This is a genomic window from Rhodococcus sp. P1Y, assembly GCF_003641205.1.
Taxonomy (GTDB): domain Bacteria; phylum Actinomycetota; class Actinomycetes; order Mycobacteriales; family Mycobacteriaceae; genus Rhodococcoides.
In genome coordinates, this window is record NZ_CP032762.1 from 5,272,296 (window position 1) to 5,297,633 (window position 25,338).

Below are 25,338 nucleotides of genomic sequence, written 5' to 3' on the forward strand. Positions count from 1 at the left end.
GGAGTGATCAGGCCTTCGCCGGACGCAGTTCGCGTGGCAGCGAGAACACGAGGGTTTCGTTGGCCGTGGTGACCGGCTGAACGTCGCCGAACCCGTGCTCGGCAAGTAGGTCGATCACGCCCTGCACCAGAATTTCCGGCACCGACGCACCCGATGTGATTCCGACCGTCGTGATGCCGTCGAGCCAGGCAAGGTCGACTTCCTTCGCGTAGTCGACGAGGTAGCTCGCCCGCGCGCCTGCTGTCAGTGCGACCTCGACCAGCCTCACCGAGTTCGACGAGTTCTTCGAACCGACCACGATGACGAGATCGCATTCAGGCGCCATGGCCTTGACCGCGACCTGACGGTTCTGTGTGGCGTAGCAGATGTCGTCACTGGGCGGATCCTGCAAGGTCGGGAACTTCTCCCGCAACCGGGCGACCGTGGTCATGGTTTCGTCGACGCTGAGGGTCGTCTGCGACAGCCAGATGACCTTGTTCACGTCGCGAACGGTGACGTCGTCGACCGAATCGGGGCCGTCGACGAGTTGGACGTGCTCCGGCGCCTCGCCTGCAGTGCCCTCGACCTCCTCGTGGCCCTCGTGGCCGATCAGCAGGATGTCGTAGTCGTCGCGCGCGAACCGCTTCGCTTCCTGGTGCACCTTCGTGACCAACGGGCACGTGGCGTCGATCGTCCGAAGCTGCCGTTCCGCCGCGGAGGCGTGCACCGCAGGCGAGACTCCGTGCGCGGAGAACACCAGAAGTGAGCCTTCGGGGACCTCGTCGGTCTCCTCGACGAAGACCGCACCACGATCGGCAAGAGTCTCCACGACGTGTCGGTTGTGCACGATCTCCTTGCGCACGTAGACCGGCGCACCGTGCTTCTCCAGCGCCTTCTCCACCGTCTCGACGGCACGGTCGACCCCAGCGCAATACCCTCGTGGCTCTGCGAGCAGAACCCGCTTCGCGCCGGAGTAGGCCGGGATACCCTCGCCCGAAGGACGTGCGATACCAAGATTCAAAGGAACAGCCGAAGACATACCTACAGGATACGGGTCTTCGCGGTTCGCGAACGCCGAGCGCCGCATGTCGGCTACCCAAACGTCCGGACTTCAGGCAGGCTGGTGCGTATGACTCGTGTCCCCTTTGCTGCACGCTTGGCTGCTGGTGTAGCTGTGACCGTCGTCGAAGAGGCGCGCAAACTTCCCAGTACGGCGATCACGTTCCCGATGACAGTCGTCAGCGAAGTCCTCGCGAGCTCGATGCGCCTCCAACAGCAGGTGACTGCCCTCGCTATCAAAGGCGACCAGGTCATCGCCGCATTGCCGCTGATCGGAACTCCCGACCAGGAGCAACCGTCGTGGGCCGTGTTCGACGACGACCTGGCCGCCGCGTCCGACGGCGACGTCGACGTTCCCGACCACGAGCCGTCGCCCGCGACGGGACGGTTCGCGTTGTACTCGACGCCGCCGCCGGATCTGCCCGCCGAGGAATCGCCTGCGCCGGGCTCCGAGCGCCCGGACATCGTCGACCTGGTGGATTACGACACACTCGCTCTCGCACAGCTGCGCGCACGCTTGCGGACTCTGACTCTGGACGATTTGGAGACCCTGCGTGAATACGAAGGCACCTCGCGCGGCCGTGCACCGTTCCTGACGATGTTGGAGAACCGGATCACCACCGCCAAAGCAAAGTGACCTCGAGCACCGCCGAAGAGCCGTGGCCAGTCCGGACCGTCGCGATGAAGGTCGCGGGGTGGATCGACAAACTCGGCAGCGTGTGGGTCGAGGGGCAGCTGACACAGATCAACGCCAGGCCCGGCACCAGAACTGCGTTTCTGGTTCTGCGTGACCCGTCAGCCGACATGTCGCTGTCGGTCACGTGTTCGCCGCAACTCCTCGACCGCTCCCCCGTCCCGTTGAGTGAAGGCGCACAGGTCATCCTGTACGGCAAGCTGTCCTTCTACACCGGGCGCGGAACCATTTCGTTGCGCGCCACCGATATTCGTGCCGTCGGGGTCGGCGAACTACTGGCACGCGTCGAACGTTTGCGCGCTTTGCTGGCCGCCGAGGGATTGTTCGACCCTCGGCTCAAACGTCCGTTACCGTTCCTGCCACGAACCATCGGGCTGATCACCGCCCGTGCGTCCGCGGCGGAGAAGGACGTCCTCACCGTCGCACAGAGGCGTTGGCCAGCAGTGCACTTCGAAGTGAGGCACACACCTGTACAGGGCCCAACGGCGGTGCCGGCGATTCTCGACGCGTTGAAGGACCTCGAAGGAAACGTGGACGTCATCATCCTCGCGCGGGGCGGCGGAAGCGTCGAAGATCTCCTTCCGTTCTCCGACGAGGCGCTGTGCCGGGCGATCTCGAAGGCCACGACCCCCATCGTCAGCGCGATCGGACACGAGCCGGACAGTCCGCTGAGCGACCACGTTGCCGATCTCCGCGCCGCAACTCCCACCGACGCCGCCAAACTGGTGGTTCCCGACGCCGTCGCCGAGCAGAACCTCGTCGCCGACCTCCGATCCAGAACTGCTGCAGCACTGCGCAACTGGGTAGCACGCGAGGCCCGCGGCCTGGAGATGATCCGACATCGGCCGGTGCTGGCCGACCCGATCGCAGGCATCGACCTGCGCAGCGAGGAGATCACCCGGGCCATCGACGCGGCCAGGCGGGACGTTCTCCGGGAGCTGGCGAAGCAGGACACCCTCGTCGAGCACCTACGGGCCCGCCTGCAGACCCTTGGCCCGGCAGCGACACTGGCTCGCGGCTACGCCGTCGTGCAGCGCATGGTCGCAGGCAGCGATCCAGAAGTTCTGAGGTCCGTCGACGACGCACCACCAGGAACCCAGATTCGAGTTCGTGTGGCCGACGGTGCAGTCACCGCCGCGGTCATGGGCAAAGTCAGATGAGAGGATCGAAAATGAGCGAAGAAGTACCGGTCACAGAACTCGGTTACGAAGCGGCACGTGACGAATTGGTCGACGTCGTCAAGGTTTTGGAGCAGGGCGGCTTGGATCTCGACGCCTCACTCGCACTGTGGGAACGCGGCGAACAACTCGCCACCCGCTGCGAAGAACACCTCGCCGGCGCACGCAAGCGCGTCGAGAACGCACTCGCGCACATCGCCGAAGAGGACTGAGAACGCCTTACCCGGCTTAGTGCCCGGCTACGCTCCACCCTCTGCGTCGAGGATCGGGTGTACGACCACCGAACGCCCCGGTCCCGCAACGTTCTGCAGGAGGGGAAGAACACGGTCCAGTTGCGCGGCGGAAATAATGTGGGTGGTGAAGATCAAGTCCGTCACGCCGTTTCGGCTGCGATCCTGGTGCAGCACACTCACCGAGACGCCCGCGTCCGCAAGCACGGCGCTGACCTCGGCGAGGCTACCGGTTCGATCGTCCAACTGAACGCGGATGTAAAACGCTCTTGTCCGGTCGAGGGCAGGAAGGTATTCCGGCAGGCTCGTCTTGCCCCGCTGGAACCCCAGATCGGCCGGACCGCCATCGGCTCCGCGGTTCGCAAGCTCCAGCAGATCGGCGAGCACTGCGCTCGCCGTCTGCACCCCACCTGCCCCGGAGCCGTACAGGAACGCCGGTCCGAGAAGATCGCCCCGAAGGGCAATACCGTTCATCGAACCGCGCACCTGCGCCAGCATCGAAGCGCTGTCGACCAACGTCGGCTCGACGCCGACATCGAGTCGGCCGTGGACCAGCCGTGCGTAGGCGATCAGTTTCATCCGATAGCCGAAGCTTTTCGCGAATTCGATATCTCGCAACTCGACGGTGTCGATCCCACGGAACTCGACGGCGTCGAAGTCGATCGGAACCCCGAATGCCAAGGCAGCGAGCAGGGTGATCTTGTAGGCCGCATCCTCGCCGTTGATATCGAGCGTCGGGTCGGCCTCGGCGTACCCTTTGCCCTGCGCATCCTTGACAGCGTCGGCGAAATCGACGCCCTGCTCGCTCATTTGGGACAGGACGTAGTTCGACGTTCCGTTGAGGATCCCGACGACCGACGACACCCGATTTGCCGCTGCAGATTCTTTCAGGGTCTTGATGATAGGGATGGACACTGCCACAGCGCCCTCGAACAGAACGCTGCGAGAAACTTTGTCCGCGTGCGCCAATATCTCGTCGCCGTGCCGGGCGAGCAACGCCTTGTTTGCAGTGATCACGTGCTTGTTCGCGGACAACGCTCCGAGTATCAACTGCCTTCCGAACGCGACGTCGCCCGTCAGCTCGATCACGACATCGATCGACTCGTCGTTCACGACATCCCAGCAATCGTCCGAGATTTCGCATCCCACGGGAACTCGACCCTCGGCACGCGAGGGCGTGCGGGTTGCAACGCGCACCACGTCGATGTTCGTACTCGTCTTGCTCAGGATGAGATCCCGGTTCGAGACGAAGCTCTCCACTGTTGCCGCAGCCACGTTGCCGAAGCCCAGAACGCCCACCCTCATTGCAACCCCCTGTTGTCGATCCCGACGTCTCGCGGATCGTGCGGCTGATCCGAAATGTCCCCGCAGCACGCGGCCACACCACCGCGTCGACGACAATCATGCCGCGATTCCGCACCAACACGATTGCGGTTGAAAGATGGACGAAGGACTAGGGCGTCAACGGCGTTGCGCTGGTCGTCGCGGCGGCGAGTTCGGTGAATTCTTCGTCACTCCCGCTGCCGGTGACCAACAGACGGACATCGCCGAGGTCGGTGACCCACACGGACTCGGCGCCCTGCTGTTCGTAGACGACCCATTCCTTGCCGTCGATCGATTCGGTTCCCGCAGCGTAGCGAGCCTCGCCGACGGTGAACGGCACGAGCACTTCCTCCACCGCACTCGACTGCGTGAGCTTGATGTAGCGGCCGGCACCCGAGATGTATCCGACGTTGCTCACGTCGCCGCCTTGCTCGCCCGCGATCGTCTGACGGCTTCCGGAGTTGGGCGTCCAGTCCTCGGGAACCACCGGGTTGCGAATGGGGAAGTTCAGCTCCGAGGCGTCGTACTGCAGTGCGGCGTCGACGTCGAAATTCGGGATCGGCCCCTGCTTCGGGCCACCCGGGCTCAGAGTGCATTGACTGGCGACTCCGGCGATGATCAGACATGCGATCACGAGTGGGATCAACGACCACACCATGTCGCGGTTGTTGTTCAAGATCCGGGGTTTGCTGTTCGCCACCCCTCCATTATCCCCGCAGCGCGGCAGTACCCCGTCGCCGCATGCCCTCCGTCCCACGACGTCGCCCTGCAATGAGATAATCGCGCTGGGTAAGACCCCCATCTACCAGGAGGCTACAAACCGATGACGGCCAGCACCGAGTCCACTCGCGCCATGGCGCCAGATCGCAACCTCGCACTCGAACTCGTACGCGTTACCGAGGCCGGTGCGCTCGCGTCGGGCCGCTGGGTTGGACGTGGCGACAAGGAGGGTGGCGACGGAGCGGCCGTCGACGCAATGCGTCAGCTGGTCAGCTCGGTATCGATGCGCGGTGTCGTCGTCATCGGTGAGGGTGAGAAGGACGAAGCCCCGATGCTCTACAACGGCGAGCAGGTCGGCAACGGCAACGGCCCCGAGGTCGACTTCGCCGTCGATCCCGTCGATGGCACCACCCTGATGGCCAAGGGCATGCCCAATGCGATTTCGGTGTTGGCCGTCGCCGAGCGTGGCGCCATGTTCGACCCGTCCGCTGTCTTCTACATGGAGAAGATCGCCGTCGGACCCGACTACGCAGACGTCATCGACATCACCGCACCGGTCGCCGAGAACATCGCGCGAATCGCGAAGATCAAGAAGGGCTCGGCGTCCGACGTGACGGTCTGCATTCTCGACCGTCCCCGTCACGCAGAACTCATCCAGCAGGTCCGCGACGCCGGATCACGCATCCGCTTGATCTCCGACGGTGACGTCGCGGGCGCGATTGCCGCAGCACGTCCCGACTCGGGCACCGACCTACTCATCGGCATCGGCGGAACGCCCGAGGGCATCATCGCCGCCGCGGCGATGCGCTGTATGGACGGCGCCATCCAGGGCAGACTCGCACCGACCGACGACACCGAAAAGCAGAAGGCGATCGACGCCGGCCACGACCTGGACCGCGTCCTCGACACCAAAGACCTCGTCTCCGGAGAGAACGTCTTCTTCACGGCCACCGGAGTCACCGACGGCGACCTGCTGCGGGGCGTCCGCTACGCAGGCGGCGGTGCACATACCCAGTCCATCGTCATGCGGTCCAAGTCGGGCACGGTGCGCATGATCGACGCCTACCACCGCCTCGAGAAGCTGCGCGAGTACAGCTCCGTCGACTTCGACGCCGACGAATCAGGGCAAGCTCCTTCGTTCTGACCTACCTCCCGATACCGAACCGACGACTGGCAAAGTAAGGCTCATGACGCAGACAGACGAACAGCAGTTCCGGATCGAACACGACACCATGGGCGAAGTTCGCGTCCCCATCGACGCACTCTGGCGCGCCCAGACGCAGCGTGCGGTGGAGAACTTCCCCATCTCGGGCCGTCCGCTCGAGCGCACCCAGATCCGCGCGATGGGCCTGCTGAAGGCTGCATGCGCACAGGTCAACAAGGACCTCGGATTGCTCGACGGCGCCCTTGCCGACGCGATCATCTCTGCGGCGACCGAAATTGCCGACGGCAAGCACGACGATCAGTTCCCGATCGACGTCTTCCAGACCGGCTCGGGCACCAGCTCGAACATGAACGCCAACGAGGTCATCGCATCGATCGCCAAGGCGAACGGCGTCGAGGTTCACCCGAACGACCACGTCAACATGTCGCAGTCCTCCAACGACACCTTCCCGACGGCCACTCACGTCGCCGCCACCGAAGCTGCCGTCACCTCGCTCGTGCCCGCGTTGAAGCACCTGCACGAGGCGTTGGCCGCCAAGGCCACGGAATGGAAGACCGTCGTCAAGTCCGGACGCACCCACCTCATGGATGCCGTTCCGGTCACGCTCGGCCAGGAATTCGGCGGGTACGCCCGTCAGATCGAAGCAGGCATCGAACGCGTCGAGGCAACGCTCCCCCGCTTGGGTGAGCTGCCCATCGGCGGCACCGCGGTCGGCACCGGCCTCAACGCTCCCGACGGCTTCGGCCCGAAAGTTGTTGCCGAACTGGTCAAGTCGACTGGCGTCGACGCCCTCACCGCCGCCAAGGATTCGTTCGAAGCACAGGCTGCACGCGACGGACTCGTCGAGGCATCGGGTGCGCTGCGCACCATCGCCGTCTCGCTCACCAAGATCGCCAACGATATTCGCTGGATGGGGTCGGGACCGCTCACCGGCCTCGGCGAAATCACGCTTCCAGACCTCCAGCCAGGCAGCTCCATCATGCCCGGCAAGGTCAACCCCGTTCTGCCCGAGGCAGTTACGCAGGTCGCCGCGCAGGTCATCGGCAACGACGCTGCCGTCGCATTCGGCGGCGCATCGGGTGCATTCGAGCTGAACGTCTACATCCCGCTGATGGCACGCAACGTGCTCGAGTCGTTCAAGCTGCTTGCCAACGTGTCGGTTCTGTTCGCCGACAAGTGTGTCAGCGGTTTGGAAGCAAACGTCGAGCACCTCAAGACCCTCGCCGAGTCATCCCCGTCCATCGTGACGCCATTGAACTCCGCGATCGGTTACGAGGAGGCAGCTGCCGTCGCCAAGCAGGCGCTGAAGGAGAAGAAGACGATCCGTCAGACCGTCATCGATCGCGGACTCATCGGCGACAAGCTGAGCGAGGAAGAGCTCGACAAGCGTCTGGATGTCCTGGCAATGGCAAAGGTCAAGGACTAGTTTTCGCCCGGCCCCTTCATCGCTTGAATGGTTCATTCATACGGATGGATAGCTACTAGGCGACATTCAAGCGATGCGGGTTCTCCGGCCGCAACGCCAGAAAGGTCCATTCATACGATCTGATCGTATGAATGGACCTTTCAAGCGTTCGGGGGCCGAGCGTACGGTCCTCAGATCAAGCCAGGTGCGCGAGCTCCTCGCGAGCCTTCTTACCCTCGTCGCCGAGATCGTCGCGGCCGAAGAAATTCCAGCGCTCGAGTAGCGGCTTGAAGACCTTCTCGCGCTGCTGGTCCTCGTCGTAGATTCCGGCTTCCTTCAGCGCCTCGGTGCTGTTGGCCTTGCTGGGCAGGTCGACGACCGGGATGGCGTAGCCGGTGACGCGGTCTGCGATCGCACGCATCATCTGATCCGGGACGACATTGAACGCCTCGTTGACGATGTTGACGTAGAACGTGGCTTGCAGGGTGTCGTCAGCGGCGATCTTCGTCAGAATCTTGGCCAACACCTCGTCGCCGCCGAGCGCGATGGTATTCGTGTTGCGCAGTGCAGCCGCTGTCTCGTCGATCGCGAAATGCGCGATGATGTCGAGAACATGCAGGCTCGGGGCGTCGTAACCCTTGGTCATTTCTTCCATACGGACGCGTTCGAGGGCTACCGGGTCGACAGCGCGGGTCAACACCATGTAGTCACGCAGCACGATCGCCTGTCGGTTCTCCTCCGAAGTCCAGCGACCGGTCCACTTCCACCAGGCGCCGAGGCCGGTGAGCGCACGAGCCAGCTCGCGGTGGTACGCGGGCAGGTTGTCGGCGACGAGGACGCCGACGGTTGCCGACAGAATCTCCACATCGCTGAGGTGCGACTGCTCGGGCGACCAGTCTTCTCCACCGAGGAATGCGAAGTTCCGTCCCTCGTCCCAGGGCGCGAACTCATGAGGATGCCAGTCCTCGGCTTCCTCGATGTGGCGAGTCAGGTTCTCTTCGACGGCGGGCTCCAGTCGGAGCAGCAGGTCACCGTCCGTCATATTCGTAGGCATACCCGCAACCGTAGCGTCTCGACCTCGGCGCCAAACGTCGCGCCCCTGACCTCTGTGAATTCTCCCAAATCCACGTACGTGCAGGTCTACGCTCATGAACCGTCCGCCCGCGGTCGAAACGTACATTTGTACCGCGAGCAACCTCACCGCGACCGATTGGGGCGTTTCACCATATGACCGACACACTGCAGGCAGCAACCGTCACGGCGATGTTCGACGCCTTGAAGACCCGCGACATCGACAACGTGATCGCGCGTCTGGACGACACGATCGTGTGGCACAACGTGGGCCTTCCTAAAGTCAAAGGAATCACCAGGGTCGGCAAGTTCATGCGACTGCTCGCCAAACCTGCCTACGGCTTCGACGTCACGATCCACAACATCGCATCCGACGGCGACATAGTGCTCACCGAACGAACCGACGTGCTGATCTGGCGCCGGCTTCGCATCGAGTTCTGGGTGTGCGGAACGTTCGAACTGCGCGAGGACAAGATCGTGGTGTGGCGCGACTACTTCGACAACCTCGACTTCTTCAAAGGTCTTGTGAAGGGCGCGTTCCGCGCCATGTGAACGAAAATACATAGTGGAGTATGCATTTTCGTTCACATGGGCGAAGGGCCTACGCTCCTGCCGGACCGAATTCCTCGAGCATTTCCGTCACCAGCGCAGCGATCGGGGAACGCTCACTGCGGGTGAGGGTGATGTGCGCGAAAAGCGGGTGGCCCTTGAGCTTTTCGATGACCGCTGCGACACCGTCGTGACGGCCGACACGCAGGTTGTCGCGCTGCGCGACATCGTGCGTGAGTACGACGCGTGAGCCGCTCCCAAGTCTCGACAGTACCGTCAGCAGAACATTGCGCTCGAGGGACTGAGCCTCGTCGACGATCACGAACGAATCGTGCAGCGAACGTCCGCGAATGTGCGTCAGTGGCAAGACTTCCAGCATTCCGCGGGCAATGACTTCCTCCATCACCTCGGGGCTCGCCAGTCCGTCGAGCGTGTCGAAGACCGCCTGTGCCCACGGACCCATCTTCTCGCTCTCGCTACCGGGAAGGTAGCCGAGCTCCTGTCCGCCGACAGCGTAAAGAGGCCGGAACACAACGACTTTCCGGTGTGTACGACGCTCGAGGACCGCTTCGAGGCCAGCCGTCAGCGCAAGTGCCGACTTACCCGTACCCGCCTTGCCGCCGAGCGAGACGATCCCGATGCTCTCGTCGAGCAGAAGATCAAGTGCCACACGCTGTTCCGCAGAACGACCATGCAAGCCGAACGCCTCACGCTCGCCGCGCACCAACTGAACCTGCTTGTCGGGCGTGACGCGTCCGAGCGCACTCGACCGTCCACCCAGAAGGCGAACACCTGTGTGGCACGGCATGTCTCGGGCACCGTCGAGATCGATGACGCCCTCGGAGAACAAGTGGTCGATATCGAAAGCTTGGACTTCGAGTTCTGCCATACCGGTCCAACCGGAGTTGACCACGTCGTGAGCGTGGTACTCGTCGGCGGGAAGCCCGACGGCGCCTGCTTTGACTCGGAGCGGAATGTCCTTGCTGACCAGCACGACATCTTTGCCCTCAGCCGCCAAATTCAGTGCGCAGGCCAGGATTCGAGAATCGTTGGAATCGGTACGGAAGCCGACGGGGAGAACGGAAGGATCGGTGTGGTTGAGCTCGACTTGCAGTGTGCCACCGTCGGTTCCGATGGGAACCGGCTGATCGAGACGACCGTGCTCGACACGAAGATCGTCGAGCATGCGCAAAGATTCCCGCGCGAACCATCCCAGCTCGTGGTGATGGCGTTTACCCTCCAGTTCGCTGATGACTACCAGCGGGAGAACCACATTGTGCTCGGCGAACCGGATGACTGCCCAGGGGTCCGACAGTAGAACCGAGGTGTCCAGCACGAATGTCCGAAGAGGGGCGGAAACGGAGCGTGAAGTGGTCACGTGGGGCTCCTATGTCTCGCGCGACACCGCGCAGACGTTTGTCGCTCGGCCGGTCGGTCCTGGCGTGTCAGTTGACACGAGGGCCGGGTGCCGGCCCTTTCGCGCTCACTAACTCAGTCACGTATCAGAACCTCCCGCACAGGTAGCTTCCCCGCTGCCTGTTACTGCCGACGGTACCTCCGAAACCTGCGATTGGCTCACCGAGCGAGGGGCGTGTCGGTGAACAACGCGTTAACCGGCTGGCGGCACCGCGCAGCCCCTCCCGCTTGAATGTCACGCCGAGGCGATCAGATCGTATGAATGGACCATTCAAGCGATGCGACGCTGCGGCACCGTGCGCTTGCATGTCACGCCAAAGCGATCAGATCGTATGAATGGACCATTCAAGCGATGGTGTGGACAACCGATGGTGCGCACGCACGATGCCACGGTATGGACGAGCCATGCAACGGCGCATCCATGCCGAATGGGAGACCCGAACTCAGCCCAGCAATCCCCAGTCTTCGAGCCCGTCGTACAGGGGCTTGCTCTGCGCAACCTTGACGACACGTTCCTTCAAGGAGTCGCTGGCCTCACCGGTGGCGAGTGCGGTTCCGATGATGTCGGCGACCTCGGTGAACTCGGCTTCGCCGAAACCACGCGTCGCGAGGGCAGCGGTGCCGATACGGAGGCCCGAGGTGACCATCGGGGGACGCGGGTCGAACGGGACGGCGTTGCGGTTGACGGTGATACCGACCTCGTGGAGTAGGTCCTCGGCTTGCTGGCCGTCGAGCTGGCTGTTGCGCAGGTCCACCAGCGCCAGGTGCACGTCGGTTCCGCCCGTGAGCACCGAGACACCCTTGTCGGCGACGTCGGCAGCGGTCAGACGCTCGGCGAGCAGCGAGGCCCCCAACAACGTCCGCTCCTGACGCTCCTTGAACTCAGGCGTCGCCGCGATCTTGAAGGCAACCGCCTTGGCCGCGATGGCGTGCATGAGCGGACCACCCTGCTGGCCGGGGAACACTGCCGAGTTGATCTTCTTGGCCCATTCCTTCTTGGCCAGGATCAGGCCGGAGCGAGGCCCACCGAGTGTCTTGTGCACCGTCGACGACACGACGTCCGCGTAAGGAACGGGCGACGGGTGCAGCCCGGCAGCGACGAGACCGGCGAAGTGAGCCATGTCGACCCACAGCAGCGCTCCGACCTCGTCGGCGATCGAGCGGAAGGCCTCGAAGTCCTGGTGCCGCGGGTATGCCGACCAGCCTGCGATGAGCACCTGGGGCTTGGCCGTCAACGCCTGCTTGCGCACCTCGTCCATGTCGATGCGGTGATCTTCTTTGCTGACGCCGTACGACTCGACCTCGTACAGCTTTCCGGAGAAGTTCAGCTTCATCCCGTGTGTGAGGTGCCCACCGTGCGCGAGATCGAGGCCCATGATCTTGTCGCCCGGGTTGATCAGTGCCATCAGCACCGCCGCGTTGGCCTGCGCGCCTGCGTGCGGCTGTACGTTGGCGAATTCGGCGCCGAACAGTTCTTTGGCGCGGTTACGCGCGAGGTCCTCGATGACGTCGACGTGCTCGCAGCCACCGTAGTAACGACGCCCCGGGTACCCCTCTGCGTACTTGTTGGTCAGGACGCTGCCCTGAGCCTGCAAGACTGCGCGCGGAACGAAGTTCTCCGACGCGATCATCTCCAGAGTGTCGCGCTGACGACCGAGTTCGCCCGCCATGGCTGCGGCGACCTCGGGGTCGAGCTCGGCCAGAGACAGGTTGTTGACATCGGTCATTTCAAGAATCTCCAAAGGAACGCAGCGAGGTGGGCGTACACAGCTTAGAAGACGCCTCTAGTTCGCCCGCAACGCACTCGGAATCAAGGGTTCGTCGAGAAGCCGTCCGAACAGCGCAGATCTTTCGGTGACCGTCGCGCCCTGATCCAGCCAGCTGCCCAGAAGCTTGTATCCCTCGACATACGTCGAGATGTACGCCCGCCACAGCGGCGAGGACAGGAACTTCAGTGACTGACGCGCCCGCTTCGACGACGTCAAGGACCACCGCTCCAGATACGCCGCGACGTCGTCCTGCGATGCATGCTGATCGTGGAGCAGCAGGGCCGCATCCTGACGCACCCCCAGAAGTTGTCCCGACGCCTGCGAGAGCCGCTCGGCCTTCTCCCCGTCGAAACGCAACCCCAGATCGGCGTAGATCTCCTGTGCCCACAAGCCCCACCCTGGCCCGACGATCGACTTCAGCGCCAGATCGGCCAGGCCTTCGGCCATCAGGCATTGAGGAGTGTTGACGAGAAACAGAGTCTGTTCGAGCTGACCGGCCGAAACCAGACCGGCTTCCTTACGGCAATGCTCGGTGTGGTGGCCTGGGTACGCCTCGTGCGCGATCAGGTGCGGCAGGTTGGCCATCTGCTGCTCGAGGTCGGAGTTGATCGCCACGGTCGAGGTGTAGTTGCCGAGGTAGTAGTTGAACCCCGACCACGGCTTGTCGCCGACGACCTCGTAATTCACCACCTCGGTTTCGGGCAGGGAGTACTCGGCCCGAACACGGTCGCGGAGCGCGCTGGAGAACGCGTCGACGCAGTCCTGAAGCCGATCGGCGGGAACGACGTCGGCGGCGCGGTGCGCGGCCAGCCTTTCGGGAAGAGTTCCCGGCCCCGCCAGCACCTCGTCCATTTTGCGATGGGCCTGTAAGTACTCGTCCTGGTCGCCCGGTTCGATCCGGACGTCGAAGTAAGCGAACACCTCGTCGACGAAGCCGATGTCCTCGCCTGCGAACTTTCGCCCGGAGCACTCGAGCGCACGCAGGTGCACGTCGACGAACTCGGCGCGCTGCTGGGGAAGGTCGGTGTTCTTCAGCTCAGCACGAAGGTCTGCGGCCCTGCGCGCCAGCGCACGAGGCTCGGGCGACGGGGCGTTCTCGATCTGTCGACGCAACTCGGGATCACCGGTGTAGGCGTCGACGAAGCCTTCTTCGAGACGGTCGAAACTCAAACCGAGCAGAAGATACTCACGAACGAAGGAATCTGCATTCATGCAGTCGACGATAGTGGCCGGTCGAGGATGAACGCGCAGCGAACTACCCCGCCCGTGCGAGTCACCGTGGCACCGAGCACAATCGACGCCATGCGACTTCAGAGTCCCTTGTGCGCCCCCTGCACACTCCCTGGTACGCACGAGTGAGCGAGTCCAGCCCGTACGTCGAATTCGACCGTGCTCAGTGGCGGACGCTGAGGCAATCGACTCCGCTCGTCCTCACCGAGGAAGAACTCGTCGGCCTTCGAGGACTCGGTGAGCAGATCGACCTCGACGAGGTGGCCGAGGTGTATCTGCCTCTGGCCCGTCTCATCCACCTTCAAGTAGCGGCACGTCAGCGCCTCTTCGCCGCGACCGCAACCTTCCTCGGTGAGAAACATCCCGATCGGCAGGTTCCCTTCGTCATCGGAGTGGCCGGAAGCGTCGCCGTCGGGAAATCGACGACCGCCCGTGTGTTGCAGGCCCTCCTCGCGCGCTGGGACCATCACCCTCGCGTCGATCTGGTCACCACCGACGGATTTCTGTATTCGACGGCCGAGCTCATGCGCCGCGGAATCCTGCACCGCAAGGGCTTTCCCGAGAGTTACGACCGCCGCAAGCTCCTCCGCTTCGTCACCGAGGTCAAATCCGGTGCCGAGGAAGTCGCGGCACCGGTGTACTCGCACGTGTCGTACGACATCATCAAGGGCCAGTTCCACATGGTGCGTCAACCCGACATCCTCATCGTCGAGGGACTCAACGTTCTGCAGACCGGTTCACGGTTGATGGTGTCGGATCTGTTCGACTTCTCGATCTACGTGGACGCTCGCATCGAGGACATCGAGAGCTGGTACGTGAAACGGTTTCTCGCCCTTCGCAAGACCTCGTTCACCGATCCCACCTCACACTTTCACCACTACGCCGGACTGTCCGACGAGCATGCGCGGATCGCGGCCGAGGATCTGTGGCATTCGATCAACCTGCCGAACCTGGTCGAGAACATTCTCCCGACGCGGCCTCGCGCAACGATGGTGCTGCGCAAAGATGCCGACCACACGATCAACCGGCTGCGCCTGCGAAAGCTCTAGTGGCACGAACGAGTGCCGTCCCGGGCACTCAACCGCACCACTGGGGGCGCAGGCACCTAGATGCCGAACCTCCGGTGCCGAGCCGCGTAGTCGCGTAACGCTCGCAGAAAGTCGACGCGCCGGAACTCCGGCCAGTAGGCCTCGGTGAACCATATTTCGGAGTACGCGCTCTGCCACAGCAGGAATCCGGAGAGTCGCTGCTCCCCCGACGTCCGAATGACGAGATCGGGATCGGGCTGGCCCGAGGTGTAGAGGTGCCCGTCGATCTCCTCGACGCTGACGGCTTGGACGAGTTCGTCGCCGGACAGGCCCTCGGCGATCTTCTCACCGAGCAACGACTGAACCGCGTCGGCGATTTCCTGCCTACCGCCGTACCCGACTGCGACGTTGACGTGGGTGCCGGTTCGGCCCGCGGTCATATCTGCAGCTTCTTTGAGTCTGCGTGCAGTCGCCAACGGGAGCTGGTCGAGAGTGCCGACGATCTTGACGCCCCAGTTCTTGTCGGGGCCACAGATCTCCTCGACGACATCGGTGATGATCTCGAGCAGCGAATCGAGCTCATCGGGGTCGCGTCGCAGGTTTTCGGTGGACAGTAGATAGATCGTCGCCATCTCGATGCCCGCTGCGTCGCACCAGCCCAGCATCTCGGCGATCTTGAGTGCGCCCATGCGGTGGCCATGAGCGACGTCGGTGAACCCGTTCTCTCGCGCCCATCGCCTGTTGCCGTCGCACATCACAGCGACGTGCCGCGGATGCGCGACATCGTCGAGTTGCGTCAGCAGGCGTCGCTCGTACACGTTGTAGAGGACGCTGCGCACTTTGGTCGGGAGAATCTTCACCGAGACATCACCACGGGGAGCAACCTTACGCCGACGCCGAAAGCTACTCGCCGGTACAGTAGTCAACGAACCTACGGTTGCGTAGGTTTGCCATCACGCACAGGAGGTTGCCCGCATGACGATGTTCGGATTGGACGAGCTCCCCGTCAAGCCACGCATGCGCGGGTGGATTCACCTCTACGCATTCGGAGTAGCGGTCGTCGCGGGCATCGTGTTGGTGACGCTCGCGTTCTCGATGGTCTCGGTCGGCGCAGGGATCGCGACGAGTGTGTACGCCGTCACCGTCTGCGGCGTCTTCGGCGTCAGCGCCACCTATCACCGTGTGCACTGGGACAACCCAGCTCATCGGACGTGGATGAAACGTGCCGATCACTCGATGATCTTCCTGTTCATCGCGGGAAGTTACACACCGTTTGCGGTGCTCGGACTACCGACGGACACCGGACGGACACTGCTGATCGTCGTGTGGATCGGCGCCCTCGGCGGCGTCGCTCTCAAGATGCTGTGGCCGCAGGCGCCGAAATGGGTCGGTGTCCCGCTCTACCTGCTGCTCGGCTGGGCCATCGTTCCGGTGGCTCCGACGCTCATCGAGCAGGTCGGATACGCGCCATTCGTACTGCTACTCGTCGGCGGGATTCTCTACAGCATCGGCGCAATCCTCTACGCGACCAAATGGCCCAACCCTTGGCCCACCACGTTCGGCCACCACGAATTCTTCCACGCCGCAACCGTGCTCGCTGCGATCTGCCATCTTGTCGCGGTGTGGTTGGTGCTGTTCTAGTCGGCCGGGCGGCGACGCATGGAGGCGACGAGTTCGTCGGTCGTCGTCACCGGCACGTCACACACGAAACCCCGACACACGTACGCAGCAGCCTGATTCCGGATCATCGGCCGGCCCGCAAGCAACGGAGACGAATCGACCACGCCCGCAAGGATCGTGGTTCCGCCGGGAGCGTGTCTACGGGCAGCGTCCAACAGCGCGCTGTCCCCGTCGGTCGAGATCGCGATCTGCAACGGGCCTCGAACCGAAGCCTCCGCGACGGCCAACCAGTGTCCCGCCGAACGGGGTGCGCGCTCGAGCACGAGTGCCGAGCGGGCGAGACCGGCCGCAGCCAACTCCCCGTACCGGCTCGCCACATCCACCGGAGCGAGCGCCTCCGCCACCAGGAGCGCCTCGGTGATCGTCGACGCCCCTGACGGCGTGGCGTTGTCGAGTGGATCTCGCGGGCGGGTGACCAAGATTTCCGCGTCGTCGGCCGTGTCGAACCAGCTGCCCGGATGCTCGGCATCCGCAAAATGTTCGACCGCGGCATCCAGCAGTCGCCGAGCCCGTTCGGACCAGACGATCTCACCGGTGGCCTGGAACAACGCAAGCGACGCCACCGCAAGGCATGAATAGTCTTCGAGTACGCCCGTCGCGTCCCCGACGTGCGTTCCGAGTGACGCGCGCCGCAGCCTGCCGTTCTCCTCGTGTCGAACGAAGATCTGCTCGCCGCACTCGGCCGCGGCGTCGATCCACGCCGAACGTCCGAGTCCCGCGCCAGCCTCGGCCAGGGCCGTGATCGCCAGCCCGTTCCACGCCGTGACGACCTTGTCGTCGCGGCCCGGTTGCGGACGCCGATTGCGCGCATCCATCAAGGTCGCGCGCACGCGTTCGAACCGCTCGATGTCATCCGGATCCTCGGGCAATTGCATCACCGACATACCCGCCTCGAACGTCCCGGAGGAGTCGACGGCAAACAACCCCGCGGCCCACACCCCGTCCTCGAACCCGAGCACGTCGACGAGTTGCGCCGGCGTCCACGCGTACGTCAGACCCTCGACACCCTCGGTGTCGGCGTCCAATGCGGACGCGAAACAGCCTGTGTCGGTACGAAGTTCACGCAGCATGAACGCTGCGGTCTCGTCGGCGACCCTAATCGCGAGCGGATCGCCGGTGACCCGCGCGAGATGACCGTAGAACCGAAGCAGCAGCGCGTTGTCGTAGAGCATTTTCTCGAAGTGCGGGACGATCCATTCCGCATCGACCGAGTAGCGCGCGAAACCGCCGCCGATCTGGTCGAAGATCCCGCCTCGCGCCATTGCAGCAGCCGCGCGCTGCACGGTGTCGAGTACCGCCGCCGACCCTGTGCGTTCGTGGTGCCGAAGCAGCCCTTCGAGCAACGGACCTGGCGGGAACTTCGGGGCGCCTCCGAACCCGCCGTGAGCGACGTCCTCGTCCGCTCTGATCCCGACGACCGCCTCGGCGAGCAGATCGGCGTCGACCGGACGCTGCGACGTAGGCAGTTTGCCCGAATTGCTACGGAGGGCGTCCATGATGGCCGCCGAGGCGTCGAACACCTCGCTTCGACGGGTCGACCACGTGTCTGCGATCGCGTCCAACAACTGCGGGAACGACGGCGTCCCGGCCCGCGGACGCGGCGGGTAGTAGGTGCCGCAGTAGAAGGGCTCGCCGTCCGGGGTCAGGAAGCAGGTCATCGGCCAGCCGCCCTGGCCGGTCATCGCGACCGTCGCGTTCATGTAGACGGCGTCGAGGTCGGGACGCTCTTCGCGATCGACCTTGATGCACACGAAGTTCGCGTTCATCGACGCTGCAGTGGCCTCGTCCTCGAAAGACTCGTGTGCCATGACGTGACACCAATGGCACGCCGAGTACCCGATGGACAGCAGAATCGGGACGTCTCGATCCCGAGCGGACTGCAACGCTTCTGGTGTCCACTGCTGCCAGTGAACGGGATTGTCGGCGTGTTGACGCAGGTAAGGACTCGTCGACTCACCGAGTGCGTTCGAGCCGAGCACCGTCAGCTCTCGCCGGTGTTCGGTTCCGTCGAGCGAAGATTCTCGCGGACTGCACCTCGGTCGGTGCCTTCGTCGAGTTCCTGATCCGGGCCTGGATCTTCCTTCTCGAACGTCTCCGGCAACTTCTTGATCTGCTTGTTCATCGACCAGATTAGCAATGCGGTTCCGACGAGCAACGCGACGATGATCACGAGCCCGATGGGTGAGGACTTCCCGAATTCCGGCCCCGGCGCGCCCTGCGCCAGCAAGGACACGATCATTCGGTGCGCTCCGGCTCGATCCCGGCGAAGAGTTCCGTTTCCGGAATCGACGTCTTGACCCTCGTTCGCGCGAGCTCGTATTCCTCGGTCGGCCACAACTTGCGCTGCACCTCCACCGGCACAGCGAAGAAGGATCCGTTGGGATCGATCTGCGTCGCGTGCGCCCGGAGAGCGTCGTCGCGCTGTTCGAAGTAGTCGCCGACGGTTACCTGCGTCGTGATGCGCTCCATGATCTCGTCACGGTCGCCGGTCCACCGCTTCAGCCAGTCCACGAATGGGCTTTCTTCGCCTCGGTCGATGAACCAGTCGTGGAACAGCTGCATCCGCTTCCGGAGAAATCCGTGGGAGTAGTAGAGCTTGAGAGGCGTCCACGGCTCGCCCACGTCGGGGAACTGCTCGGGATCTCCCGCAGCCTCGTACGCCGCAACCGACACCTCATGGCACCGGATGTGGTCCGGGTGCGGGTAGCCACCCTTCTCGTCGTAGGTCGTGATGACGTGCGGCTTGAACTCGCGAATCACCTTGACCAGGGCCTCGGTCGACTCCTCCAGCGGGACGAGCGCGAAGCATCCCTCCGGCAGCGGAGGAAGCGGGTCGCCCTCCGGGAGGCCGGAATCGACATAACCGAGCCAGGTCTGACGAACGCCCAGGATGCGGGCCGCCTCCGCCATCTCCTCGCGTCGAACTTCTTGAATGCGATCGCGCACACCGGGGATATCCATCGCCGGATTGAGGATGTCTCCTCGCTCACCACCGGTGAGGGTCACGATCAGGACGTCGTTGCCTTCGGCTGCGTACCGCGCTGTTGTTGCAGCACCCTTGCTCGACTCGTCGTCAGGATGGGCGTGAACCGCCATGAGCCGTAGTCCGGACACGTTCTTTCCTCACCTCAGCTTCGCCTGCATGTTTCTCTACCCCTATAGTTCCACTTGGCGCCGACACTGCCCGCACCGGCTGCCGAAGACCCGAGCACGGGTTCCCGCTCCGAAGAAAGTTCGTATGACTGCCACGCTTCCCGAAGGCCGGTACCCGGCGTCGACGACGCGTCCCGGCGTCACCCGCCGCACCAAGAACCTCCTGCTGGTACTGGTGCTGGTCGTCGGACTCGGGGTCGCCTACTTCGGCTACCAACGTCTGTCCGTTCAAGACGTCGAAGGCAAGGCTCTGTCCTTCGACATCCTCGACGACGACACGGTCACCGTGGGCTTCAGCGTCACCCGCGCCGATCCAGGCCAGGAAGTTGTCTGCATCATTCGCGCTCGCTCTCGCGACGGATCGGAAAGCGGCAGACGCGAGGTTCTCGTGCCCGGGTCGGTCGATCGCGAAGTGGAGGTGTCGTCGATCATCACGACGTCGAAGCCTCCCGCCATGGCCGACGTGTACGGCTGCGGCACGAATGTCCCCGAGTATTTACGGGCAGGCTGACCTCCCGCCGCCTCGTGGTAAGATTGCGCTGTACACGGTTCCGCACTGGAGCCGTGTATTGCTGCATTGACGGCCAGATTGGCAAGTGAGAAGCCGTAGCGGCGCCACTGCTGCAGCCGGCTCAAGCTGCTAGTCGGCTCAGGCTGCAGTTGGCTCAAAAAGTGGGCCGACAAGGGGGATCCGTCAGGGATATCCCTTGCCAACACGCGCGCGCATGTCAGCACAAGACCGGGAGTCCACCGCGACTTCGACTACAAGGGAGTGATCGAGATGACCGAGACCCAGGTGACCTGGCTTACCCAGGAATCCCACGACAGGCTCAAGAGCGAACTCGACCAACTCATTTCCAATCGTCCGGTCATCGCCGCCGAGATCAACGAGCGACGCGAAGAGGGCGATCTGAAGGAGAACGGCGGTTACCACGCAGCGCGCGAAGAGCAGGGGCAGCAGGAAGCCCGAATTCGCCAGCTGCAGGAGCTTCTCAACTCGGCGAAGGTCGGCGAAGCGCCCACACAGTCCGGTGTCGCCCTGCCCGGATCCGTCGTCAAGGTCTACTACGACGGAGACGAGTCGGATACCGAAACGTTCCTCATCGCCACCCGCGAAGAGGGCGCACGCGACGGCAAGCTCGAGGTGTACTCCCCCAGCTCGCCCCTCGGCGGAGCCCTCATCGACGCCAAGGTCGGCGACACCCGTGAGTACTCGCTGCCCAACGGCAAGACCATGAAGGTGACTCTTCTGAGCGCCGAGCCGTACCACACGTAAACACAGAAATTACCGACGAGAAAAGCCCCTGGCCAACACATTGGCCAGGGGCTTTTCCGTGCTCGACTCAGGCTGTCAAGGTTCTCTCGTACTTGCGCACCGACAGCGGCACGAAGATGACGAGGAACAGCACCACCCAGATCAACGTGTACAGAACGGGATTCTGCAGCGGCCACGCCTCCGGCGGCGGGGCGAGCGGATTGGTGTTGCCGAACAGCTCACGCACCGCGAGAGTCACCGACGAAATCGGGTTCCATTCGGCAATCGTCTTGAGCACCGTCGGGAAACCGTCGATCGGAACGAAGGTGTTTGCGATGAACGTCAGCGGGAAGATGACGATGAACGACGCGTTGTTGAAGATCTCCGGCGACCGCACCGTCAAACCGACGAACGCCATCACCCATGAGATCGAGTACGCGAACAGCAGGAGCAGAACGTACCCCGCCACCGCTTCGAAGAACGACGACGTGATGCGCCAGCCGACGATGAGACCCGTGATCGACATGATCGTGATGGTCACGATGTTGTTGCCGACGTCCGCTGCGGTGCGTCCGATGACTACTGCCGAACGCGCCATCGGCAGCGACCGGAAGCGGTCCATGACGCCCTTCTGAAGGTCTTCGGCCAGTGACGACCCTGTGATCGAGGCGCCGAAGATCATCGTCTGAACGAAGATGCCGCCCATCAGGAAGCTCTTGTAGTCGACACCGGGAATGTCGATCGCACTGCCGAACACGTACGCGAACAGGAGCACGAACATGATCGGTGACAGCGTCGCGAAGAACAGCAGATCCGGAACTCGCTTGAGCTTGATCAGGTTTCGCTTGGTGATGATGAGGGAATCGTGAAGAACGCTCATTTCTCTTCCTCCACTGGTGCGTCGTCCTCGGTGGCATGGCCGGTGAGGGTGAGAAATACGTCGTCGAGGTTCGGTCTGCGCAAACCGACGTCCACGACGTGGATGCCCGCTTCCTTCAATTGCACGAGCGCCGTCGTCAAGTCGTCGGCGCCGCCGCCGACTGGGATGCCGATTCGACGTGTCTGTTCGTCGTACGACGGCGCATCGAGGCCGATCGGGGTGAGGATTTCGAGTGCGCGATCCTTGTCGGCTGCATCGGTCAGCACGAACTCCAGACGCTCACCACCGACTTGATTCTTGAGCTCGTCCGCGGTGCCCTCGGCGATGATCGCGCCCTTGTCGAGGACGATGATCTTGTCTGCCAGCCTGTCGGCTTCTTCCAGATACTGCGTCGTCAACAGAATTGTCGTACCGTCCTTGACCAGGTCGGCGATGAAGTCCCACATGGCATTTCGACTTCGCGGGTCAAGCCCGGTGGTGGGCTCGTCGAGAAAGACCACCTTCGGCCGCCCGATGAGGCTGGCTGCGATGTCCAACCGCCGACGCATACCGCCCGAGTACTGCTTGGCCGTCCGGTCGCGAGCGTATTCCAGATCGAACCGAGCCAGCAGCTCGTCGGCTCGCTTGTGCGCCTCGGCCTTCTTCAGGCCGAAGAGCCGTCCGACCATCTCCAGATTCTCGTATCCGGTCAGGTATTCGTCGACGGCCGCGAACTGACCGGTGAGTCCGATCGACTTACGCACTTCGTTCGGATTGTCGCCGACGTCGATGCCGTGCACCTTCGCTGTTCCCGACGTCGCTTTCAGAAGCGTTGCGAGAATCCGCACTGCTGTTGTCTTGCCTGCCCCATTCGGTCCGAGCACGCCCAGGACCGTCCCCTCCGGTACGACGAAGGAAATGCCCGCCAGAGCCGTGTTCTTGCCGTACTCGAGTACCAGATTCTCGACTTCGATGGCGTTCGCCATGATGTGTTCCCCATTCCCAAGCGCTTAGGCACTACATCGTGCTGACGTACTGCAGACTCGAAACCTGTGGAAGATTAACCGGTCTTCGCCGAATACTGCGTGTCTACGGACGTGTGGGAGACCACACAGTCGACCCGGTGCGGCCGGACACGGTCAGTAATCCCGCGTTCTCTGCGACCGACATCTCGCGCGGATCCACACCGACAGGCCACGGGATCGACCACATCATGACCCCGTCCGATGCGCGCAAGGCGTGCATGCCGGTGTAGTCACCGAAGATGTAGTGTTCGCCGTCGGTGGTGCCGGCACGCGCCCAGTACGCGTCCGGCCACGGCGTCGTCCACGTCGTCAGACCGGTCCGGAGATCTATGCCGGAAAATGTGCGGGTCTCGGAAGAGCGAACGACGACGGTATTGCCCACCACGGCGAGGACTGCGGAGTTGATTCCGCCGTTGTTCTCCAGCGTGGCTGCATTTCGCCAGAGCTCGGCGCCGGTCCTCGCGTCGTAGGCACCGTCGCCGAGAAACTTCGGAAGGTCGTCGCTTGCACCCATGTTGGCCCAGGGCTCGGGCGCCAGACCGAACGTCGCGACCGGCACCTCGGTCCTGATCTCTCCCTGCCCGTCGAGGATCACCTCCCGCAGGGTGCCGTCCGGTGCCTGCGTGACGTTGGCGAAGAGATCGTTGCCTAGCGCGAGCGGATTCACACCGGCGTAGCGGAACCGAGGCTCACCGGTGTCGATGTCGATGATCTGATGGGCACCACTCGAATACACGTCGGCGATACCGAGATCGGGGAACACGGCGGGCGATGCAGGCTGCCCGGCGACCGGCGACGGATAGGTCGCGTTCCAATGCTCGTCGAGTTCGGTGAACGTACCGCTGTGGATGGTGGACACCAGCATGTCGTCGCTGCGCCCGGAGACATATCCCACCCCTGCGGCAGCGCGGACGTGGTAGACGTAGAAATCGGTAGATATATCGCCGAGAATCCGACCGTCGGCGACATCGACATAGACGACGCGGTGATCGCCATAACACGCGAGTACGGTGTCGTCGATTTCCTCGGCGCACTGGCGCACCGGTCCGATGTCGCGCAGCCACAACCGTTTTCCGGTTCCGGGATCGAGCGCGAGCACTCGCAGACTGCGAGGATTCTGCGAGTAGACTCCGTCGGACAGTCCGACGAGCATGGGCCCTTCGCCACCCGGAACCTCGGGCAGCACGAATGGAGTCCGGTGCGTCGGCGTTCCCAGCGCAACCGGGTCGAGCGACCAGGCGGGGGTGGGCGCCACCGCGAAATCGCCGGGACCGAAGCGCGCGTCGAGGGCAGGTTCGGCCTGCGGACCAGCACAGCCCGCAGCGACAACCGCCACCACGATGGCAGCGGCGACCCTGTGTCTCGGTCTCATCGCCTCTAGCTCTCGACCGTCACGACGTACCCACTCGAACCGAGGGCGTCGAGAACTTCTGTGCGATGCGTCGGTCCGCGGGTCTCGACGGTCAGCATCACCTCTACCTCTTCGAGTCCCAATTGGCCTCCAGTGCGGGAGTGAACGACGTCGACGACGCTTGCTCCCGACGCCTTGACGACGCCGAGCAAACCGACCAGACCACCGGGGCGATCCGAAATAGTGACGCGCACAGCCAGATATCGGCCGGCAGCGCGCAGTCCATGGGTGATGACATGGGTCAACAGAAGCGGATCGATGTTGCCGCCGGAGAGGATCGCGCACACCGGGCCCTCCAGACCCAAGTCTTCGCGACTCATCAGCGCCGCGACTGCGGCAGCACCTGCGGGTTCGACGATCAATTTCGCGCGCTCGATACACAGTAGAAGGGCCCGCGACAAGGCGTCCTCACTGACAGTCACCACGTCGTCGACCCAGTCCACGACGTGGTCGAACGGCACGCTCCCCGGCAATCCGACGGCGATGCCGTCGGCCATCGTCGACATCGATTCCGCTGCAACGGGATGGCCGGCTTTCAGCGATGTCGGCCATGCGGCGGCGCCCTCGGCTTGAACGCCGAGAACTCGGACGCCCGGCTTGTGGAAGTGGACGGCCGCGGCGACGCCTGCGAGCAGTCCCCCACCTCCCGTGGGTACGACGATGGTGCCGACGTCGGGCATCTGCCCCAGCAGCTCGGTACCCAGAGTCGCCTGTCCTGCAACGATATCCGCGTGGTCGAACGGGTGGATCAGGATGGCCCCGGTACGCTCGGCGAACTGGCGAGCATGACCGAGGGCCTCGTCCACCGTCTGGCCGACCAGCGTGACGGATGCTCCGTAGGCCTTCGTCGCGACGAGCTTCGGCAGCGATACACCCGTCGGCATGAAGACCGTCGAGGCGATCCCCAATTCGGATGCGGCCCAAGCAACTCCCTGAGCATGGTTGCCTGCACTCGCAGCGACGACACCGTGTGCACGGTCGGCCGACGACAACTTGGCAATCCGGTTGTACGCCCCGCGCGGCTTGAAAGAGCCTGTGCGTTGCAGGTTTTCGCACTTGAGCCGCACTTCGAGACCGGTGAGGTCGGAGAGAATTCGAGAAGAGACAACGGGGGTTCGTCGCATGACCGGTGCGAGGAG

Annotated in this window: 25 protein-coding genes; 10 read left to right on the forward strand and 15 right to left on the reverse strand. The window is 63.6% G+C overall.

Annotated features, from left to right (window positions below):
• Positions 1-7: 7 nt before the first annotated feature.
• Entirely contained in the window at positions 8-1,018 is a 1,011-nt protein-coding gene (locus D8W71_RS24290; RefSeq protein WP_121119851.1) for a 4-hydroxy-3-methylbut-2-enyl diphosphate reductase, read from the reverse strand.
• Positions 1,019-1,108: 90 nt separating this feature from the next.
• Between D8W71_RS24290 and D8W71_RS24295 the strand changes: the two genes are divergently transcribed.
• From D8W71_RS24295 to D8W71_RS24305, 3 genes are read left to right on the forward strand one after another with little or no spacing between them, the layout of a single operon-like run.
• Entirely contained in the window at positions 1,109-1,675 is a 567-nt protein-coding gene (locus D8W71_RS24295) for a lipid droplet-associated protein (RefSeq protein WP_121117335.1), read from the forward strand.
• Positions 1,672-2,892, forward strand: coding sequence for an exodeoxyribonuclease VII large subunit (xseA, locus tag D8W71_RS24300; protein ID WP_121117337.1), 1,221 nt, complete (start codon positions 1,672-1,674; stop codon positions 2,890-2,892). Before D8W71_RS24295 ends, xseA begins: the two co-directional genes overlap by 4 nt.
• An 11-nt stretch (positions 2,893-2,903) precedes the next feature.
• Entirely contained in the window at positions 2,904-3,122 is a 219-nt protein-coding gene (locus D8W71_RS24305) for an exodeoxyribonuclease VII small subunit (protein WP_121117339.1), read from the forward strand.
• Between the two features lie 27 nt (positions 3,123-3,149).
• On the opposite strand, the gene D8W71_RS24310 is transcribed toward D8W71_RS24305, so the two are convergent.
• On the reverse strand, positions 3,150-4,445 hold the full coding sequence (locus tag D8W71_RS24310) for a homoserine dehydrogenase (RefSeq protein ID WP_121117341.1): 1,296 nt from the start codon (positions 4,443-4,445) through the stop codon (positions 3,150-3,152).
• A gap of 148 nt (positions 4,446-4,593) precedes the next feature.
• The gene (locus D8W71_RS24315) at positions 4,594-5,163 is read right to left on the reverse strand and encodes a DUF4245 domain-containing protein (protein WP_121117343.1); all 570 of its coding nucleotides are present in this window, start codon (positions 5,161-5,163) and stop codon (positions 4,594-4,596) included.
• A 123-nt stretch (positions 5,164-5,286) separates the two neighbouring features.
• On the opposite strand from D8W71_RS24315, the gene glpX reads away from it, so the two are divergent.
• Together glpX and D8W71_RS24325 are read left to right on the forward strand one after the other, a co-directional pair.
• Complete coding sequence (gene glpX, locus D8W71_RS24320; protein WP_121117345.1) at positions 5,287-6,327, forward strand: class II fructose-bisphosphatase; 1,041 nt, start codon at positions 5,287-5,289, stop codon at positions 6,325-6,327.
• 43 nt (positions 6,328-6,370) lie between these two features.
• Positions 6,371-7,774, forward strand: coding sequence for a class II fumarate hydratase (locus D8W71_RS24325; protein ID WP_121117347.1), 1,404 nt, complete (start codon positions 6,371-6,373; stop codon positions 7,772-7,774).
• A gap of 175 nt (positions 7,775-7,949) precedes the next feature.
• Here D8W71_RS24325 and D8W71_RS24330 read toward each other — a convergent pair whose 3' ends face one another.
• A complete protein-coding gene (locus D8W71_RS24330; RefSeq protein WP_121117349.1) occupies positions 7,950-8,807 on the reverse strand; it encodes an acyl-ACP desaturase in 858 nt (285 codons plus the stop codon).
• Between the two features lie 173 nt (positions 8,808-8,980).
• Between D8W71_RS24330 and D8W71_RS24335 the strand changes: the two genes are divergently transcribed.
• Entirely contained in the window at positions 8,981-9,376 is a 396-nt protein-coding gene (locus D8W71_RS24335; RefSeq protein WP_121117351.1) for a limonene-1,2-epoxide hydrolase family protein, read from the forward strand.
• Positions 9,377-9,425: 49 nt separating this feature from the next.
• Here the strand turns inward: D8W71_RS24335 and D8W71_RS24340 are convergent, their stop codons facing one another.
• The 3 genes from D8W71_RS24340 to D8W71_RS24350 all read right to left on the reverse strand — a co-directional run bounded on the left by D8W71_RS24340 (position 9,426) and on the right by D8W71_RS24350 (position 13,770).
• Entirely contained in the window at positions 9,426-10,751 is a 1,326-nt protein-coding gene (locus D8W71_RS24340) for a PhoH family protein (RefSeq protein ID WP_236077595.1), read from the reverse strand.
• A 481-nt stretch (positions 10,752-11,232) separates the two neighbouring features.
• Positions 11,233-12,516, reverse strand: a complete 1,284-nt coding sequence (gene glyA / locus D8W71_RS24345; protein ID WP_121117356.1) for a serine hydroxymethyltransferase — start codon at positions 12,514-12,516, stop codon at positions 11,233-11,235.
• 57 nt (positions 12,517-12,573) lie between these two features.
• A complete protein-coding gene (locus D8W71_RS24350) occupies positions 12,574-13,770 on the reverse strand; it encodes a DUF885 domain-containing protein (protein WP_121117358.1) in 1,197 nt (398 codons plus the stop codon).
• 119 nt (positions 13,771-13,889) lie between these two features.
• Here D8W71_RS24350 and coaA point away from each other — a divergent pair, with 119 nt between their 5' ends.
• Positions 13,890-14,837, forward strand: a complete 948-nt coding sequence (gene coaA, locus D8W71_RS24355; protein ID WP_201265449.1) for a type I pantothenate kinase — start codon at positions 13,890-13,892, stop codon at positions 14,835-14,837.
• Positions 14,838-14,893: 56 nt separating this feature from the next.
• Here coaA and D8W71_RS24360 read toward each other — a convergent pair whose 3' ends face one another.
• Entirely contained in the window at positions 14,894-15,676 is a 783-nt protein-coding gene (locus D8W71_RS24360; protein WP_121117360.1) for an isoprenyl transferase, read from the reverse strand.
• A gap of 115 nt (positions 15,677-15,791) precedes the next feature.
• On the opposite strand from D8W71_RS24360, the gene trhA reads away from it, so the two are divergent.
• Positions 15,792-16,457: a PAQR family membrane homeostasis protein TrhA gene (gene trhA / locus D8W71_RS24365; RefSeq protein WP_121117362.1), complete on the forward strand. Its 666-nt coding sequence runs from the start codon at positions 15,792-15,794 to the stop codon at positions 16,455-16,457.
• Here trhA and D8W71_RS24370 read toward each other — a convergent pair.
• From D8W71_RS24370 to mca, 3 genes are read right to left on the reverse strand one after another with little or no spacing between them, the layout of a single operon-like run.
• Positions 16,454-18,475 carry a thioredoxin domain-containing protein gene (locus D8W71_RS24370; RefSeq protein WP_121117364.1) on the reverse strand — a complete coding sequence of 674 codons (2,022 nt, stop codon included), beginning with the start codon at positions 18,473-18,475 and terminating at the stop codon, positions 16,454-16,456. The genes trhA and D8W71_RS24370 overlap by 4 nt on opposite strands.
• Positions 18,476-18,477: 2 nt before the next feature.
• Positions 18,478-18,735: a hypothetical protein gene (locus D8W71_RS24375; protein WP_121117366.1), complete on the reverse strand. Its 258-nt coding sequence runs from the start codon at positions 18,733-18,735 to the stop codon at positions 18,478-18,480.
• A complete protein-coding gene (gene mca, locus D8W71_RS24380) occupies positions 18,732-19,610 on the reverse strand; it encodes a mycothiol conjugate amidase Mca (RefSeq protein WP_201265184.1) in 879 nt (292 codons plus the stop codon). Before mca ends, D8W71_RS24375 begins: the two co-directional genes overlap by 4 nt.
• A gap of 124 nt (positions 19,611-19,734) precedes the next feature.
• On the opposite strand from mca, the gene D8W71_RS24385 reads away from it, so the two are divergent.
• Positions 19,735-20,160 carry a DUF4307 domain-containing protein gene (locus D8W71_RS24385; protein WP_121117370.1) on the forward strand — a complete coding sequence of 142 codons (426 nt, stop codon included), beginning with the start codon at positions 19,735-19,737 and terminating at the stop codon, positions 20,158-20,160.
• A gap of 270 nt (positions 20,161-20,430) precedes the next feature.
• Positions 20,431-20,925 (forward strand): transcription elongation factor GreA, encoded by a 495-nt coding sequence (greA, locus tag D8W71_RS24390; RefSeq protein WP_068381603.1) that lies wholly within the window; start codon positions 20,431-20,433, stop codon positions 20,923-20,925.
• Between the two features lie 67 nt (positions 20,926-20,992).
• Here the strand turns inward: greA and D8W71_RS24395 are convergent, their stop codons facing one another.
• The 4 genes from D8W71_RS24395 to ilvA form a co-directional block, all read right to left on the reverse strand.
• Entirely contained in the window at positions 20,993-21,784 is a 792-nt protein-coding gene (locus tag D8W71_RS24395) for an ABC transporter permease (protein ID WP_115967081.1), read from the reverse strand.
• The gene (locus tag D8W71_RS24400; protein WP_121117372.1) at positions 21,781-22,749 is read right to left on the reverse strand and encodes an ATP-binding cassette domain-containing protein; all 969 of its coding nucleotides are present in this window, start codon (positions 22,747-22,749) and stop codon (positions 21,781-21,783) included. Before D8W71_RS24400 ends, D8W71_RS24395 begins: the two co-directional genes overlap by 4 nt.
• A 103-nt stretch (positions 22,750-22,852) precedes the next feature.
• Positions 22,853-24,160 carry an outer membrane protein assembly factor BamB family protein gene (locus D8W71_RS24405; protein ID WP_121117374.1) on the reverse strand — a complete coding sequence of 436 codons (1,308 nt, stop codon included), beginning with the start codon at positions 24,158-24,160 and terminating at the stop codon, positions 22,853-22,855.
• A 5-nt stretch (positions 24,161-24,165) separates the two neighbouring features.
• Positions 24,166-25,323 carry a threonine ammonia-lyase gene (ilvA, locus tag D8W71_RS24410; protein ID WP_236078135.1) on the reverse strand — a complete coding sequence of 386 codons (1,158 nt, stop codon included), beginning with the start codon at positions 25,321-25,323 and terminating at the stop codon, positions 24,166-24,168.
• Positions 25,324-25,338 lie beyond the last annotated feature (15 nt).